Annotated in this window: 8 protein-coding genes and 1 tRNA gene; 8 read left to right on the top strand and 1 reads right to left on the bottom strand. The window is 71.2% G+C overall.

Going from position 1 to position 16,517, the window contains the following annotated elements:
- Window positions 1-32: 32 nt before the first annotated feature.
- The 4 genes from gltB (at window position 33) to ACULK4_RS10015 (ending at window position 8,618) form a co-directional block, all read left to right on the top strand.
- Complete coding sequence (gene gltB / locus ACULK4_RS10030) at window positions 33-4,556, top strand: glutamate synthase large subunit (RefSeq protein ID WP_445964285.1); 4,524 nt, start codon at window positions 33-35, stop codon at window positions 4,554-4,556.
- Window positions 4,549-6,006 (top strand): glutamate synthase subunit beta, encoded by a 1,458-nt coding sequence (locus ACULK4_RS10025; RefSeq protein WP_445964284.1) that lies wholly within the window; start codon window positions 4,549-4,551, stop codon window positions 6,004-6,006. Before gltB ends, ACULK4_RS10025 begins: the two co-directional genes overlap by 8 nt.
- A 71-nt stretch (window positions 6,007-6,077) precedes the next feature.
- The gene (gene pyk / locus ACULK4_RS10020) at window positions 6,078-7,493 is read left to right on the top strand and encodes a pyruvate kinase (protein ID WP_445964283.1); all 1,416 of its coding nucleotides are present in this window, start codon (window positions 6,078-6,080) and stop codon (window positions 7,491-7,493) included.
- Window positions 7,494-7,631: 138 nt separating this feature from the next.
- Window positions 7,632-8,618 (top strand): CapA family protein, encoded by a 987-nt coding sequence (locus ACULK4_RS10015; RefSeq protein ID WP_445964282.1) that lies wholly within the window; start codon window positions 7,632-7,634, stop codon window positions 8,616-8,618.
- Between the two features lie 27 nt (window positions 8,619-8,645).
- Here the strand turns inward: ACULK4_RS10015 and ACULK4_RS10010 are convergent.
- A tRNA-Leu gene (locus ACULK4_RS10010) sits at window positions 8,646-8,728 on the bottom strand.
- 37 nt (window positions 8,729-8,765) lie between these two features.
- Here ACULK4_RS10010 and ACULK4_RS10005 point away from each other — a divergent pair.
- The 4 genes from ACULK4_RS10005 (at window position 8,766) to ACULK4_RS09990 (ending at window position 16,337) form a co-directional block, all read left to right on the top strand.
- Entirely contained in the window at window positions 8,766-9,374 is a 609-nt protein-coding gene (locus ACULK4_RS10005) for an ANTAR domain-containing response regulator (RefSeq protein WP_445964281.1), read from the top strand.
- Window positions 9,375-9,479: 105 nt separating this feature from the next.
- Window positions 9,480-11,813, top strand: coding sequence for a phosphoenolpyruvate synthase (ppsA, locus tag ACULK4_RS10000; protein ID WP_445964280.1), 2,334 nt, complete (start codon window positions 9,480-9,482; stop codon window positions 11,811-11,813).
- 97 nt (window positions 11,814-11,910) lie between these two features.
- Window positions 11,911-14,598: a DNA polymerase I gene (polA, locus tag ACULK4_RS09995; RefSeq protein ID WP_445964279.1), complete on the top strand. Its 2,688-nt coding sequence runs from the start codon at window positions 11,911-11,913 to the stop codon at window positions 14,596-14,598.
- Between the two features lie 68 nt (window positions 14,599-14,666).
- Window positions 14,667-16,337 (top strand): DUF885 domain-containing protein, encoded by a 1,671-nt coding sequence (locus tag ACULK4_RS09990; RefSeq protein ID WP_445964278.1) that lies wholly within the window; start codon window positions 14,667-14,669, stop codon window positions 16,335-16,337.
- The last annotated feature ends 180 nt before the right edge of the window (window positions 16,338-16,517 follow it).

Below are 16,517 nucleotides of genomic sequence, written 5' to 3'. Positions count from 1 at the left end.
CCCGGTTCGGTCTGACACCGCCCGCTCAGGGCATGTACGACCCGGCCGCCGAGAAGGACGCCTGCGGGCTCGCCATGGTGGCGACGCTGCGCGGCACCGCCGGGCACGACATCATCCAGGCGGCGCTCGACAGCCTGCGCAACCTCGAGCACCGCGGCGCGGTCGGCTCCGACGCGGGCACCGGCGACGGCGCGGGCATCATCACCCAGGTGCCCGATGCGTTCCTGCGCGAGGTCGTCGACTTCCCGCTCCCGCCGGCCGGTGCCTACGCCGTCGGCAACGCGTTCCTGCCCGTCGACCCCACCGCGCGTTCGACCGTCAAACAGCGGTTGCAGCGCATCGCGGCGGCCGAGGGCGTCGAGGTCCTCGGATGGCGCGAGGTTCCCGTGCGCCCCGATGAGCTCGGCACGCTCGCGCGCGCCGCCATGCCCGTCGTGCAGCAGCTCTACGTGCGCAGCGCCGCGAACACTGCGGAGGGCGAGCACCTCGCCGGGATCGCCCTCGACCGGCTCACCTTCCGCCTGCGCAAGCGCGCCGAGCGCGAGCTCGAGCTGTACTTCGCCTCGCTGTCGAGCCGCACCCTCGTCTACAAGGGCATGGTCACGACGCTCCAGCTCGAGCCCTTCTATCCCGACCTCTCCGACGAGCGCTTCACCTCGAAGCTCGCACTCGTGCACTCGCGATACTCGACGAACACGTTCCCGTCGTGGCCGCTCGCGCAGCCGTTCCGCATGATCGCGCACAACGGCGAGATCAACACGATCCAGGGCAATCGCAACTGGATGCGGGCGCGCCAGTCGCAGCTCGACTCCGACGTGCTCGGCGAGCTCGACCCGCTGCTGCCCATCGTCACGCCCGGGGCGAGCGACTCGGCCTCGTTCGACGAGGTCGTCGAGCTGCTCACGCTCGCAGGACGCAGCCTGCCGCATGCCGTCATGATGATGGTGCCCGAAGCGTGGGAGAAGCAGGCCGAGATCGATCCGGCCCGCCGTGCGTTCTACGAGTACCACTCGATGCTCATGGAACCGTGGGACGGCCCCGCCGCGATCGTGTTCACCGACGGCACCCTGGTGGGCGCCACCCTCGACCGCAACGGCCTGCGTCCCGGGCGCTACCTCGTGACCGACGACGGCCTCGTCGTGCTCGCCAGCGAGATCGGCGTGCTCGACCTGCCGCAGAAGCGCATCGTCCGCAAGGGGCGCCTGCAGCCCGGCCGCATGTTCCTCGTCGACACCGAGGCCGGCCGCCTCATCGAGGACGACGAGATCAAGTCCGAGCTCGCGGCATCCGCACCCTGGGGGGAGTGGCTCGACGAGGGCCGCATCCGTCTCGCCGACCTGCCCGAGCGCGAGCACATCGTGCACCCGCCGGCATCCGTCAACCGACGCCAGCGGACGTTCGGGTACACCGAGGAGGAGGTGAAGATCCTCCTCACGCCGATGGCGAAGACCGGCCAGGAGCCGCTCGGCGCCATGGGATCCGACACCCCGATCGCGGTGCTCTCGGAGCGTCCGCGCCTGCTGTTCGACTACTTCACCCAGCAGTTCGCACAGGTCACCAACCCGCCGCTCGACTCCATCCGCGAGCAGGTCGTCACGTCGCTCTCGACGTCGCTCGGCCCCGAGCGCAACCTGCTCTCCGCGGGCGCTGAGCACGCCCGCCAGGTCTCGCTCGACTTCCCGGTGATCGACAACGACCAGCTGGCGAAGATCGTGCACATGACCGCGCCCTCGGGCGCTCGTGCCACGCGGACGCTTCGCGGCCTCTACCGCGTCGACGAGGGGCCGGACGGCCTGCGCACGAGGCTCGAGGAGCTCTACCGCGAGGTCGACGAGGCCATCGACGAGGGTGCGTCGTTCATCGTGCTGAGCGACCGCGACTCCACGAAGGATCTCGCGCCGATCCCATCGCTGCTCATGCTGTCCGCCGTGCACCACCACCTCATCCGGTCCGAGACGCGCATGAAGGTCGGCCTCGTCGTCGAGGCCGGCGACGTGCGCGAGGTGCACCACGTCGCGCTCCTCGTCGGCTACGGCGCGTCGGCCGTGAACCCGTACCTCGCCATGGAGACCTGCGAGGATCTCGTGCGCTCGGGAGTGCTCGCGGGCGTGACCCCCGAGCAGGCCGTGAGGAACGTGATCACCGCACTCGGCAAGGGCGTGCTCAAGATCATGTCGAAGATGGGCATCTCCACCATCTCGTCGTACGCGGGTGCGCAGGCGTTCGAGGCGGTCGGGCTCTCGCAGGAGCTCATCGACGAGTACTTCACCGGCACCACCTCGAAGCTCGGCGGCGTCGGCATCGACGTGGTCGCGCGCGAGAACCTCGCCCGCCACCAGGTGGCCTATCCGGCGGATGCCGCGGTGCGGGCGCACGAGCGCCTGCTGACCGGCGGCGAGTACCAGTGGCGTCGCGACGGCTCGCCGCACCTGTTCAACCCCGAGACGGTGTTCCGCCTGCAGCACTCCACGCGCAACCGGCGATACGACGTGTTCCGCGAGTACACGCACATGGTCGATTCGCAGGCCGAGCAGCTCATGACCCTGCGCGGCATGTTCGCGCTCCGCACCGGCGTACGGCCGCCCGTGCCGATCGACGAGGTCGAACCGGTCGAGTCGATCGTGAAGCGCTTCTCCACGGGTGCGATGAGCTACGGCTCGATCTCGAAGGAGGCGCACGAGACCCTCGCGATCGCCATGAACCGGCTCGGCGCCAAGTCGAACACGGGCGAAGGCGGCGAGGACCTCGACCGGCTGCTCGACCCGGAACGTCGCAGCGCGATCAAGCAGGTGGCATCCGGTCGCTTCGGGGTCACGAGCATGTACCTCACGCACGCCGACGACATCCAGATCAAGCTCGCCCAGGGCGCCAAGCCGGGCGAGGGCGGGCAGCTGCCGCCCACGAAGGTCTACCCGTGGGTCGCTCGTACGCGGCACGCGACCGCCGGCGTCGGACTGATCTCGCCGCCGCCGCATCACGACATCTACTCGATCGAAGACCTCAAGCAGTTGATCTTCGACCTCAAGCGCGCGAACCCGAAGGCGCGCGTGCACGTCAAGCTGGTCAGCCAGTCGGGCATCGGCGCGGTCGCGGCCGGCACTGCGAAGGCCCTGGCGGACGTCATCCTCGTCTCCGGACACGACGGCGGCACGGGCGCGAGCCCGCTGAACTCCCTCAAGCACGCGGGCACGCCGTGGGAGCTCGGCCTCGCCGAAACGCAGCAGACGCTCATGCTGAACGGCATGCGCGACCGCGTGGTCGTGCAGGTCGACGGGCAGCTCAAGACCGGTCGCGACGTCGTCATCGGCGCGCTGCTCGGCGCGGAGGAGTTCGGCTTCGCCACCGCACCGCTCATCGTCGAGGGCTGCGTCATGATGCGCGTATGCCACCTCGACACCTGCCCGGTCGGCGTCGCGACGCAGAACCCCGAGCTCCGCAAGCGCTTCACGGGCAAGCCGGAGTTCGTCGTGAACTTCTTCGAGTTCATCGCCCAGGAGGTGCGGGAGTACCTCGCCGAGCTCGGGTACCGTTCGCTCGACGAGGTGATCGGCCGGCGCGAGCTGCTCGACACCGACCGCGCGGTCGCGCACTGGAAGGCGTCGGGCCTCGACCTCACGCCCGTGCTCGTCGGCCCGGACTTCGCCGGATCCGAACCGCGCCGCAACAGCCGCAGCCAGGACCACGAGCTCGACGAGCACTTCGACAACGAGCTCATCCGCCGCAGCGCGCTCGTGCTCGAGCAGGGCGGTCGCGTCGAGATCGCGCTGCCGATCAGGAACACCGAGCGCGCCGTCGGCACCATGCTCGGTCACGAGGTGACCGTGCGCCACGGCGCGCAGGGCCTGCCGACCGGTTCGATCGACGTCACGCTGACCGGCTCGGCCGGGCAGTCGTTCGGCGCCTTCCTCCCGAGCGGAATCACCCTGCGGCTCGAGGGCGACTCGAACGACTACGTCGGCAAGGGGCTCTCGGGCGGCCAGGTCATCGTGCGCCCGTCGCGCGAGGCCGGGTTCGTCGCCGAGCGCAACGTCATCGCCGGCAACGTGATCGGGTACGGCGCCACCCAGGGGAGCATGTTCATCCGCGGCATCGTGGGCGAGCGGTTCCTCGTCCGCAACTCGGGCGCGACCGCGGTCGTCGAGGGCGTGGGCGACCACGCGCTCGAGTACATGACGGGCGGCCTCGCCCTGATCCTCGGCGGTACGGGGCGCAACCTCGGCGCGGGCATGTCGGGCGGCACCGCCTACGTGCTCGACCTCGCCGAGTCGCGCGTGAACCGGGAGGCGCTCACCACGGGCGAGCTCGAGCTGCACCCGTTGGGCAGCGCCGACCACGAGATCGTCCGCGACCTGCTCGAGCAGCACCTCGAGCACACCGATTCCGCGGTCGCCGCGAACCTCCTCGCCGAGGGGGCCACCGCGTTCGACCGCTTCACCAAGGTGCTGCCGCGCGACTACGCCGCGGTCCTCCGCACCCGCCAGGCGGCGGTCGACGAGGGGTTGGACCCCGACGGCGACGTCGTATGGACGCGAATCCTGGAGGTGACGGGTGGCTGACCCGAAGGGCTTTCTGAAGGTCACCGAGCGCGAGCTGCCCAAGCGGCGGCCCGTTCCGGTGCGCATCATGGACTGGAAAGAGGTGTACGAGCAGGGCGACCCCGCCCAGCTCCGCCGCCAGGCCGGTCGGTGCATGGACTGCGGCATCCCGTTCTGCCATCAGGGGTGTCCGCTCGGCAACCTGATCCCCGAGTGGAACGACCTGATGTGGCGCGGCGAGGGCCGCGCGGCGAGCGAGCGCCTGCACGCGACGAACAACTTCCCCGAGTTCACCGGTCGGCTGTGCCCGGCGCCGTGCGAGTCCTCGTGCGTGCTGGCGATCAACCAGCCGGCGGTGACGATCAAGCAGGTCGAGGTCTCGATCATCGACCAGGCGTTCGGCAACGGCTGGGTGCAGCCGCAGCCGCCCGGCCGCCTCACCGGCAAGACGGTGGCCGTGGTCGGGTCGGGTCCCGCGGGACTCGCCGCCGCACAGCAGCTCACGCGCGCCGGCCACACGGTCGCGGTGTACGAACGCGACGACCGCATCGGCGGCCTGCTCCGCTACGGCATCCCCGACTTCAAGATGGAGAAGAAGCACCTCGATGCGCGCCTCGCGCAGATGACCGCCGAGGGCACGCGCTTCCGCGCGGGCGTCGAGATCGGCGTCGACCTGTCGTGGGACGAGCTCCGCCGCCGCTACGACGCCGTCGTGGTCGCCACGGGCGCGCTCGTGCCGCGGGATCTCCCCATCCCCGGTCGCGACCTGCCCGGCGTCCACTTCGCGATGGAGTACCTCACGCAGGCGAACCGCCGCGTCGCGGGCGAGGACGTCTTCGACCAGATCACCGCGGAGGGGAAGCACGTCGTCGTGCTCGGCGGCGGCGACACCGGAGCCGACTGCATCGGGACGGCGCACCGGCAGGGCGCGCTCTCGGTCACCAATCTCGCGATCGGCAAGCAGCCGAGCTCCACGCGCCCGGCCGAGCAGCCGTGGCCGATGCACCCGACGCTGTTCGAGATGCAGAGCGCCCACGAGGAGGGCGGCCAGCGCCAGTACCTCGCCTCGACGGTCGAGTTCCTCGCGAACGACGCCGGCGAGGTGCGCGCCATCCGCGTCGCCGAGACCGAGTACCTCGACGGCCGCCGCGTGCCCAAGGCGGGCACCGAGCGTGAGATCCCCGCCGACCTCGTGCTCCTCGCGCTCGGCTTCACCGGCCCCGAGACGGATGCCGCGAACGAGCAGCTCGGACTGCAGGCCACCGACCGCGGCAACTTCGAACGCGGCGCCGACTACGCCACCGCGGAGCCGGGCGTGTTCATCGCCGGCGATGCGGGCCGCGGGCAGTCGCTCATCGTGTGGGCGATCGCCGAGGGACGGGCTGCGGCGGCATCCGTCGACCGCTACCTTGAGGGTGAGACGCAGCTGCCGAGCCCCATCCCCGCGACGGCGCGAGCCTTCGCCATCTGACCCGGCGCCGTCCGGCGCCTGACGAGTCCGTACCAGCGCTTCCCGCGCACAACCCCTGGAGCAGACACCACATGAGAAGAGCGAAGATCGTCGCCACGCTCGGGCCGGCAACATCCAGCTACGAGCAGATCCGCGCGATCATCGACGCGGGCATCGACGTCGCCCGGATGAACCTCAGCCACGGCAGCTACGACGTGCACGAGGGCGTCTACCAGAACGTGCGCAAGGCCGCGAACGACTCGGGCCGCGCGGTCGCCGTGCTCGTCGACCTCCAAGGCCCGAAGATCCGCCTGGGCAAGTTCGCCGACGGACCCCACGAGCTCGCCGAGGGCGACATCTTCAAGATCACGACGGAAGAGATCGTCGGCACCAAGGATATCGTCGGCACCACGTTCAAGGGGTTGCCCCACGACGTCGAGACCGGCGACCACCTCCTCATCGACGACGGCAAGGTCCGCGTCGAGGTGCTCGAGAGCGACGGCACCGTCGTGACGACCAAGGTCGTCGTGGCCGGGCCGGTCTCGAACAACAAGGGCATCAACCTCCCCGGCGTCGCCGTCAACGTGCCCGCGCTGTCCGAGAAGGACGAGGCCGACCTCCGCTGGGCGCTCAAGCTGGGCGCCGACCTCATCGCGCTGTCGTTCGTCCGCAACGCCACCGACATCGACCGCGTGCACGAGATCATGTCGGAGGAGGGCCGCCGCCTCCCCGTCATCGCGAAGATCGAGAAGCCGCAGGCCGTCGACGCGCTCGAGGGGATCGTCGAGTCGTTCGACGGAATCATGGTCGCCCGCGGCGACCTCGGCGTCGAGCTGCCCCTCGAGGCGGTGCCGATCGTGCAGAAGCGCGCGATCGAGATCGCCCGTCGCCTCGCGAAGCCCGTCATCGTCGCGACGCAGATGCTCGAGTCGATGACCCACTCGCCGGTGCCGACCCGGGCCGAGACCTCGGACGTGGCGAACGCGATCCTCGACGGCGCGGACGCGGTCATGCTCTCGGGCGAGACGAGCGTCGGCGAGTACCCGGTGCAGACCGTGAAGACCATGGCGCGCATCATCGAGTCGACCGAGAAGCACGGACTCGAGCGCATCCCGCCGCTCGGCACGAAGCCGCGCACCCAGGCCGGCGCGATCACGCTCGCGGCGGTCGAGGTGGCCGACTTCGTCGAGGCCAAGTACCTGTGCGTCTTCACCGAGTCGGGCGAGTCGGTGCGACGGATGACGCGACTTCGCTCGAACATCCCGATCCTCGCCTTCACCCCCTATCCCGCCATCCGTCGCCGCATGGCGCTCAACTGGGGCGTCGAGTCGTTCGTCGTCGAGCGGGTCACCCACACCGACCAGATGGTCGGACAGGTCGACGAGGTCCTCGCGAAGACCGGCAAGGCGGACGCCGGCGAGAAGGTCGTCATCATCTCGGGCTCGCCTCCCGGAATCCCCGGCACCACCAACGACGTGCGCGTGCACGTCGTCGGCGAGGTGCTCTGACCGCTCGTGCACGAGGCCCGGCCGTCCGATCGACGGCCGGGCCTCGCGCGCTGCTCGGCGGATGGTGGCGTCCGCCCCGCCACCGCGGCAGGATGGCCGTGAGAAGGTCGCGAGCCATGCGGCCCCGGTCCAGCCCAAATGGAGATCGCATTCGTCGGTGACGTGATGCTCGGGCGCCTCGTCGCGGACGAGTTGCGCCGGCGCCCGTCGGAGTACCCGTGGGGCGACACGCTGCCGCTGCTGCGGCGGGCCGACCTGCTCGTCGGCAACCTCGAGTTCGTGCTCGCGGCCGGCGGTCGCCCGTGGCCGGGCAAGGCGTTCCACTTCCGCGCGGACCCCGCCGGCGCGGTCGCCGCCCTCGAGACGGCGGGGTTCGGCCTCGTCTCGGTGGCGAACAACCACGTGCTCGACTTCGGCGTCGACGCCGCGCTGTCGTCGCTGGCGACGTTGGCGCGCCACGGCATCCGGTTCGCCGGTGCGGGCGAGGACATCGACGCGGCCGGGCGGCTCGCCATGGTCTCACGCAGCGGCGTGAGGATCGGGATGCTCGCGTTCACCGACAACGAACCGGACTGGGCGGCGGGGCGGCAAACGCCCGGGGTGCTCCACGTCCCCGTGGACCCGTTCGACCGCCGGGCCGCGGCGCTGCTGCGCGCGGTCGCGCGCGAGCGGGACGCCGTCGACCTCCTCATCGTCTCGGCGCACTGGGGCGGCAACTGGGGCGTCGACGTCCCGCGGTCGCACCGGGCTTTCGCGCGGGCCCTCGTCCAGGCCGGAGCGGACGTCGTGTTCGGCCATTCGCCGCACATCCCGCGCGGCATCGAGGTCGTCCGAGGGCGCCCGGTGCTCTACTCCGCCGGCGACTTCGTCGACGACTACGCGGTCGACCCGGTCGAGCGGAACGACCGCTCGTTCGTGTTCATGCTTCGAACGGATGGTGCGACGCCGGTCGAGCTGAGGCTGCATCCGACTGGGATCGGGCACTTCGCGGTTCGGCTCGCGGACCGGGACGCCGACGCGATCGCGGCGGAGATGGCGCGGCGCTGCGCGGCGCTCGGGACGCCCTCGAGGTGGGACGCCGAAGCGGGCTGCCTCGTCATCCGGATCGAGCAGGATGCGGGCTGACGCCCGCGGGACCGTTCGTCCCCACGGTGCCGGTGGTGGGGGTCGAACCCACACGCCCTCTCGGGCAAAGCATTTTGAGTGCTCCGCGTCTGCCATTCCGCCACACCGGCCGCAAGGCCCCGGCCAGAATACCGTAGGCTTTCCTGCGTGACAGACACCGAAGAGACCCAGTCGACCGCGCCGCGCCGCGTCGTCGTGGCGGAGGATGAGTCACTCATCCGCCTCGACATCGTCGAGATCCTGCGCGACAACGGCTTCGAGGTCGTCGGCGAGGCCGGAGACGGCGAGACGGCGGTCGCGCTCGCGACCGAGCTCCGACCCGACCTCGTCATCATGGACGTGAAGATGCCGCAGCTCGACGGCATCTCCGCGGCGGAGCGGCTCTCGAAGGGCCACATCGCCCCGGTCGTGCTCCTCACGGCGTTCAGCCAGAAGGAGCTCGTCGAGCGCGCGACCGAGGCCGGTGCGCTGGCTTACGTGGTGAAGCCCTTCACGCCGAACGACCTCCTGCCCGCGATCGAGATCGCGCTGGCCCGGCACGCCCAGATCATCGCGCTCGAGGCCGAGGTCGGCGACCTCGTCGAGCGGTTCGAGACCCGGAAGCTCGTCGACCGCGCCAAGGGCCTGCTCAACGAGAAGATGGGCCTCACCGAGCCCGAGGCGTTCCGCTGGATCCAGAAGGCGTCGATGGACCGGCGCCTGACGATGAAGGACGTCTCCCAGGCGATCATCGAGCAGCTCGCGCCCAAGAAGTAGCCTCCGAACGCCGGGACTTGCGTCCCGCCCCCCGCGCCCCGCGCCGTGGAACGATGGGTCCGCCGGACCCGTCGGTCCGGTGACCGACGAGGGCAGGGAGGCCGCATGTTCGGCGACGCACGTTCCACACTGGTCAGCCGCTTCGAGGAGGTCCGCCTCGGCGACGCGGCATCCGTCGGAGGGAAGGGTGCGAACCTCGGTGAGATGACCTCCGCCGGGCTGCCCATCCCGCCCGGGTTCGTGATCACGGCGTCCGCCTATCTCGAGGCCGTCGAGCACGCGGGCGTCCGCGCCGGGCTGCTCGCCGACTTCCGCGCCGCGGCCGCGGCCGCCGATGACCCCGATGCGCTGGCGCGCACCGCCGCCGCGCTGCGCGAGACGGTGCGCGGCATCCCGATCCCCGACGACGTGCGGGACGCCATCCTGGCCGAGTACCACCGTCTGGGGGAGGGCGCCGCGGTCGCCGTGCGTTCGTCGGCGACATCGGAGGACGCCGCGGGGACCTCCTTCGCGGGCATGCACGACACCTACAACAACGTCGTGGGCGACGACGCCGTGCTCCGGCGGGTGCGGGAATGCTGGGCGTCGCTGTACGGCGACCGGGTCATCTCGTACCGCGCGAGCCAGCGGATGGACGAGGAGCCCGTGCTCGCCGTGGTGGTCCAGACGCAGGTCGCCTCGGACCGGTCCGGGGTCATGTTCACGATCGACCCGTCCACAGGCGCGCGGGACCGGCTGGTCATCGAGGCCGCCCTGGGGCTCGGCGAGGTCGTCGTCTCCGGCGCCGTCGAGCCCGACACCTATATCGTCGCCAAGGACGGCCCGCGCCTGATCTCGGTGCGCGTCGGCCGCCAGTCCCACGCGCTCGTGCCCGGCGACGGGGGGACCGTCGAGCGCGAGGACCTCGATCCGCGGCGCGCCGACGCGCGGGTGCTGACCGACGACGAGGTGCTCGCGGTCGCCTCGCTGGGTCTGCAGGTCGAGGAGCACTACGGCGAACCGCAGGACACCGAGTGGGCGTACTCGGGCGGGCGGCTGTGGATGCTGCAGTCCCGCCCGGTCACCACGCTCGGCGGCGGGCCGCTCGCGGCCGAGGGGGAGGCGCCCGCCGGCGGGCCGCCCGCGGGCACCGTGCTGCTGCGCGGCCTGGCCGCCGCACCGGGACGCGTGTCCGGGCGGGTGCGCATCCTCCAGAGCCCGTCGGAGGGCGGTCGCCTGCAGTCCGGTGAGATCCTCGTGGCGCCCATGACGAACCCCGACTGGGTGCCCACGATGCGCCGCGCCGCGGCGGTCGTCACCGACGGCGGCGGCATGACCTGCCACGCCGCCATCGTGGCGCGCGAGCTGGGCGTGCCCGCGATCGTCGGGGCGCGCACCGCGACGACCGCGTTGCGCGACGACGAGCTGGTCACGGTCGACGGGGCGAAGGGCGAGGTCATCGAGGGGGCGGATCCCGCGGCATCCGTTCCGGGCACGACGGCGTCGCCCGGTCTCGCAACGGCCGTCGCTGCGCCGGCGGCCCCGGAAGCGCTCGCGACCCGCCTGTACGTGAACCTCGCGATCGCCGAGCGTGCGGCCGACGTCGCGGCGCAGGACGTCGACGGCGTCGGGCTGCTGCGCGCCGAGTTCATGATCACCGACGCGCTGGGCGGGCTGCACCCGCGCGAGATGCTCGCTCGCGGGCAGCGCGACGAGTTCGCCGAGCGCATGAGCGGGTCGCTGCTCGAGGTCACGCGCGCGTTCGGCGACCGGCCCGTCGTGTACCGCACGATCGACTTCCGAAGCAACGAGTTCCGGGGCCTGGAGGGCGGCGACCGGTTCGAGCCGCAGGAGAGCAACCCGATGATCGGCTACCGCGGCGCCTACCGGTACGTGAAGGAGCCCGAGCTGTTCGCGCTCGAGCTCGAGGTGCTCGCCCGGGTCCGGGAGGAGACGCCGAACCTGCACGTGATGCTGCCGTTCGTCCGCACGCGATGGGAGCTCGAGGCGTGCCTCGAGCTGATCGACGCGAGCCCGCTGGGCCGCCAGCGCGGCCTGAAGCGGTGGGTCATGGCCGAGGTGCCGTCGATCGCCTACCGGATCCCGGAGTATGCCGCGATGGGCATCGACGGGGTCTCGATCGGCTCGAACGACCTCACGCAACTCATGCTCGGGGTCGACCGCGACTCGGAGATCTGCGCCGAGCTCTTCGACGAGTCCGACGCGGCCGTGCTCGACGCCATCGAGCGGATCATCACGGCGTGCCACGCAGCGGGGATCACGTCGTCGCTCTGCGGGCAACGTCCGTCGAACGACCCGGCGTTCGCCGAGCATCTCGTGCGATACGGCATCGACTCGATCTCGATCAACCCGGATGCCGCGGACCGCACGAGACGCGTGATCGCGACCGCGGAGCGGCGCATCCTGCTCGATGCGGCACGCGACGGCGGGAAGGGCTGAGGCCCGCGGCATCCGCTGCCCCGGCGCCCGCGCAGGGACGGCTCGACGGGGGCGGGCGACGGCCGGGGGTGTCGGTGCCCGCTTGTAGTCTTGGGGGGTGTCGGACCCCACCCCCGTGAAGCCCACCCTGCTCGTCGTCGACGGACACTCGCTCGCCTACCGCGCGTTCTACGCGTTGCCCGTCGACAGCTTCAGCACCCGCGACGGCCAGCACACGAACGCCATCCACGGCTTCCTGTCGATGCTGCTCATGCTCCTGCGCAACGAGAAGCCCACGCACCTTGCGGTGGCGTTCGACACGTCGCGGCAGTCGTTCCGCACGCGCGAGTACACGGAGTACAAGGCGAACCGCAGCGAGACGCCCTCCGAGTTCAAGGGCCAGATCGGCCTCCTGAAGGAGGCGCTGCGCGCCATGCGGATCACGGTGCTCGAGAAGGAGGACTACGAGGCCGACGACATCCTGGCCACGCTCGCCACGCGCGGCAAGGCCGAGGGCTACGACGTGCTCGTCGTCTCGGGCGACCGCGACACCATCCAGCTCGTCGACGACGACGTCACCCTGCTCTACCCGAACGTCCAGGGCGTCTCGCAGCTGAAGCGCTACGACGCCGACGCGGTGGTCGAGCGGTACGGCGTGCGCCCCGAGCAGTACCCAGACGTCGCGGCGCTCGTCGGCGAGACGAGCGACAACCTCCCCGGCATCACGAAGGTCGGCGAGAAGACCGCCGTGAAGTGGCTCGGGTTGTACGGCAGCCTCGACGGCATCCTCGAGCACATCGACGAGATCAAGGGCGTCGTCGGCGACAACCTCAGGCGCGAGCGCGAGAACGCCGTCCGCAACCGCAGGCTCAACCGGCTCGTCTGCGACCTCGAGCTCGACGTCGAGATCGACGATCTCGAGGCAAGGCCCATGGACGAGGCGGCGGTCCGCGAGCTGTTCGACCGCCTCGAGTTCAAGACCCTGCTCGAGCGCGTCGTGAAGATGGCGAGCGAAGGGAACGGAGTGGCGGCCGACGGAACGGCCGCCCTGGCGGCCGAGACCGAGCGGGCCGCGGCTGCCCCGGTGCCCCAGTCGCCGAGGGGGACCGAGCTCCAGGACTGGCTCGCGCGGGCGACGGCGTCCGAGCCCGCGGGTCTCGGGCTCAGCCTCGAGGTGCTCGATGGCCGGGTGATCGGCGCCGGCGTCGCCACCGCGGCCGAGTCCCTGCACCTGGCGTGGACCGCCGGCCAGGTCGACCTGGCCCCGTTCGAGGCCTGGCTCGCGAGCGATGCGCCGAAGATCATGACCGATGCGAAGCCGCAGCTGAAGGCCCTCCGCCGTTCCGGTCTCGCGTTCGACGGGCTCGTCGTCGACACGCTCGTCGCCGGCTGGCTCGTCCGACCGAGCCTTGCCGAGAAGGACCTCGCCGACCTCGTCTCGCGCTACCTTCGCGAGACGATCCCCATGGCCGACCCGTCGCAGCTCGTGCCCGACGCCGACTCGACCGCCGGCGCCCCCGAGTTCGCGTGGTACTCGCTGCGGGTCGCGCCGGTCGTGCTCGGGGCACTGTCCGAGGGTTCGCGGCGCGTGCTCGCCGACATCGAGATCCCCGTCGTCGGGATCCTCGCCGAGATGGAGCTCCGCGGCGTCACCGTCGAGCACGAGAAGCTGGCCGAGCTGTCGGCGCAGCTGGGCGAGCGGGCCGCCTCGCTCGCGCAGGCCGCCTACGCCGAGATCGGCCGCGAGGTCAACCTGGGCTCGCCGAAGCAGCTGCAGGAGGTGCTGTTCGACCAGCTCGGCATGCCGAAGACTCGTGCCACGAAGACCGGATACTCGACCGACGCGGGCGCGCTCGCCGACCTGCAGGAGTCGAATCCGCATCCGTTCCTCGGGCTGCTCCTCGAGCATCGTGACGCGACCAAGCTCCGCCAGATCGTCGAGACGCTCGACAAGTCGATCCAGTCCGACGGGCGCGTGCACACGAGCTACGTGCAGGTGGGCACCACGACGGGCCGCATCTCGTCGACCGATCCGAACCTGCAGAACATCCCGGTCCGCACCGAAGAGGGCCGTCGCATCCGTGCCGCCTTCACGCACGGCTCCGATTACGCCGAACTGCTCACGGCCGACTACTCGCAGATCGAGATGCGCATCATGGCGCACCTCTCGCAGGATCCGGGCCTCATCGAGGCCTTCCACTCCGGCGAGGACCTGCACAGGTTCGTCGGTGCACGCATCTTCGACGTCGACCCGGGTGACGTCACGCCGGTCATGCGCACGAAGGTCAAGGCGATGTCCTACGGGCTCGCCTACGGGCTCAGCGCCTTCGGCCTGTCGAAGCAGCTGCGCATCGACCGAGCCGAGGCGACGCAGCTCATGAAGGACTACTTCGAGCGGTTCGGCGCGGTTCGCGACTACCTGCGCGGGGTCGTCGCCCAGGCCAAGGTCGACGGCTACACCGAGACGATCTTCGGCCGTCGCCGCCCGTTCCCCGACCTCAACAGCCCCAACCGGGTGCTGCGCGAGAACGCCGAGCGGGCGGCGCTCAACGCGCCGATCCAGGGTTCGGCCGCCGACATCATGAAGTTCGCGATGATCGGCGTCGAGCGCGAGCTGCAGGCGCGCGAGCTCCGGTCGCGCATGCTCATGCAGGTGCACGACGAGCTCATCTTCGAGGTCGCGGCGGGCGAGGGAGACGACGTCGAGGCCCTCGTGCACGACCGCATGTCGCGAGCCGCCGACCTGCTCGTGCCGCTCGACGTCTCGGTCGGCCGCGGCCGCGACTGGGAGGATGCCGCGCACTGACGGCAAGCCCGGAACCGAGGGGGCCTCCGGTTCGCACGCCGGTCGAGCGCTCGCCTAGGCTCGCTGCCATGTCATCCGAGCGCACCCAGACCGACGTCGACCGCATCGCCGAGCGCTGGGTCGACGAGATCGTCCGGCTGAACCCGGTGGTCGGCACGTACATCGGGCGCACGAGCGACGACCACCGCCTGCCCGACTACTCGCCCGAGGGGCACGCCGCCGTGGTCGACGCGACGCGGACCACCCTCGGCGAGCTGCGCAGCGCGACGCCGACCGACGACGTCGACCGCATCACGGTCGCCGACCTCGGCAGCGAACTCGAGCTCGACCTCGAGGCGGATGGCGCAGACCTGACCCTCCGCGACCTCAACGTGATCGCGAGCCCCGCGCAGGAGATCCGCGAGGTGTTCGACCTCATGCCGACGCGCTCCACCGACGACTGGGAGCGCATCGCCGCGAGGCTCGGCGCGGTCCCGGCCGCGGTCGACGGATACGTCCGGACGCTGCGCGTCGGAATCGAGCGGGGAGTGGTTCCCGCCGTGCGCCAGGTGCGCGAGGTCGCCGAGCAGGCGCGGAGGCACGCGCGCCCAGACGGGTTCTTCCCCGCCTTCGTCGAGGGCGCCGCCTCGAGCGACGCCCGGGTCGCCGGGCCGCTGCAGCGCGAACTCGATGCGGCCGCCGCCGGCGCGGCATCCGCCTACGGGCGTCTCGCCGAATTCCTCGACGGTGAGCTCGCCCCGCGCGCCGGACGCGATGACGCGGTCGGGCGCGACGTGTACGCACTGCAGTCCCGCCGGTTCCTCGGCGCCGTCATCGACCTCGACGAGACGTACGAGTGGGGCATCGAGGAGCTCGCCCGGATGGTCGCCGAGCAGGAGGCGGTCGCGCGCCAGATCGTCCCCGGGGCATCCGTCGCCGAAGCCGTCGCCCACCTCGAGTCGGACCCGTCCAGGAAGCTCGTCGGCACGGAAGCGCTCCGGCGGTGGATGCAGGACACGAGCGACCGGGCCGTCGCCGAGCTCGGCGCGACCCAGTTCGACATCCCCGACGAGATCCGCACGCTCGAGTGCCTGATCGCGCCCACGCAGGAGGGCGGCATCTACTACACGGGTCCGAGCGACGACTTCGCCAGGCCGGGTCGCATGTGGTGGTCGGTGCCCGAGGGGGTCACCGAGTTCGACACCTGGCGCGAGAAGACGACCGTCTACCACGAGGGCGTGCCCGGCCACCACCTGCAGATCGGCCAGGCGGTGGTGAACCGCGGGCAGCTGAACACCTGGCGCCGTCAACTCGCCGGCACGTCCGGCCACGCCGAGGGGTGGGCGCTGTACGCCGAACGGCTCATGGCGGAGCTCGGCTATCTCGACGACCCGGCCGACCGCCTCGGCATGCTCGACGGCCAGCGGATGCGCGCCGCGCGCGTCGTGCTCGACATCGGCGTGCACCTGGGCAAGCTGCGGCCGGACGGCACCGGGGCATGGACGGGGGAGTACGCGTTCGAGTTCCTGGGCGCCAACGTGAACATGCCCGACGAGTTCGTCCGCTTCGAAGTGCACCGCTACCTGGGCTGGCCGGGGCAGGCGCCGTCGTACAAGGTCGGCCAGCGCATCTGGGAGCAGCTGCGCGACGAGGTGCACCGGCGCGAGGGCGATGCCTTCGACATCCGCTCGTTCCACTCGCGCGCGCTCGCGCTCGGCGGCGTGGGGCTCGACACGTTGAAGGGCGGGCTGCTCGCCTGAGCGCTCGTGGGCGGACTTGGCGACGGACGGTTCGGCGGCGGAGCGGATGCCGCGCGAGGGCCGCGCAGTTGCGCGGTTGCCCCTCGGCGGAGGTTGCGGATAGGATGAAGCGTCACTCGTGTGACATCCCTGTCCGCATGCCCGCCGCGGATCACCAACGACACGCTCATTCCGCGACGG

The sequence above is a fragment of the Agromyces selenitireducens genome (genome assembly GCF_052748465.2).
The sequence above is the reverse complement of the archived record's forward strand: the minus strand, read 5'-3'. Positions and strand labels throughout refer to the sequence as shown.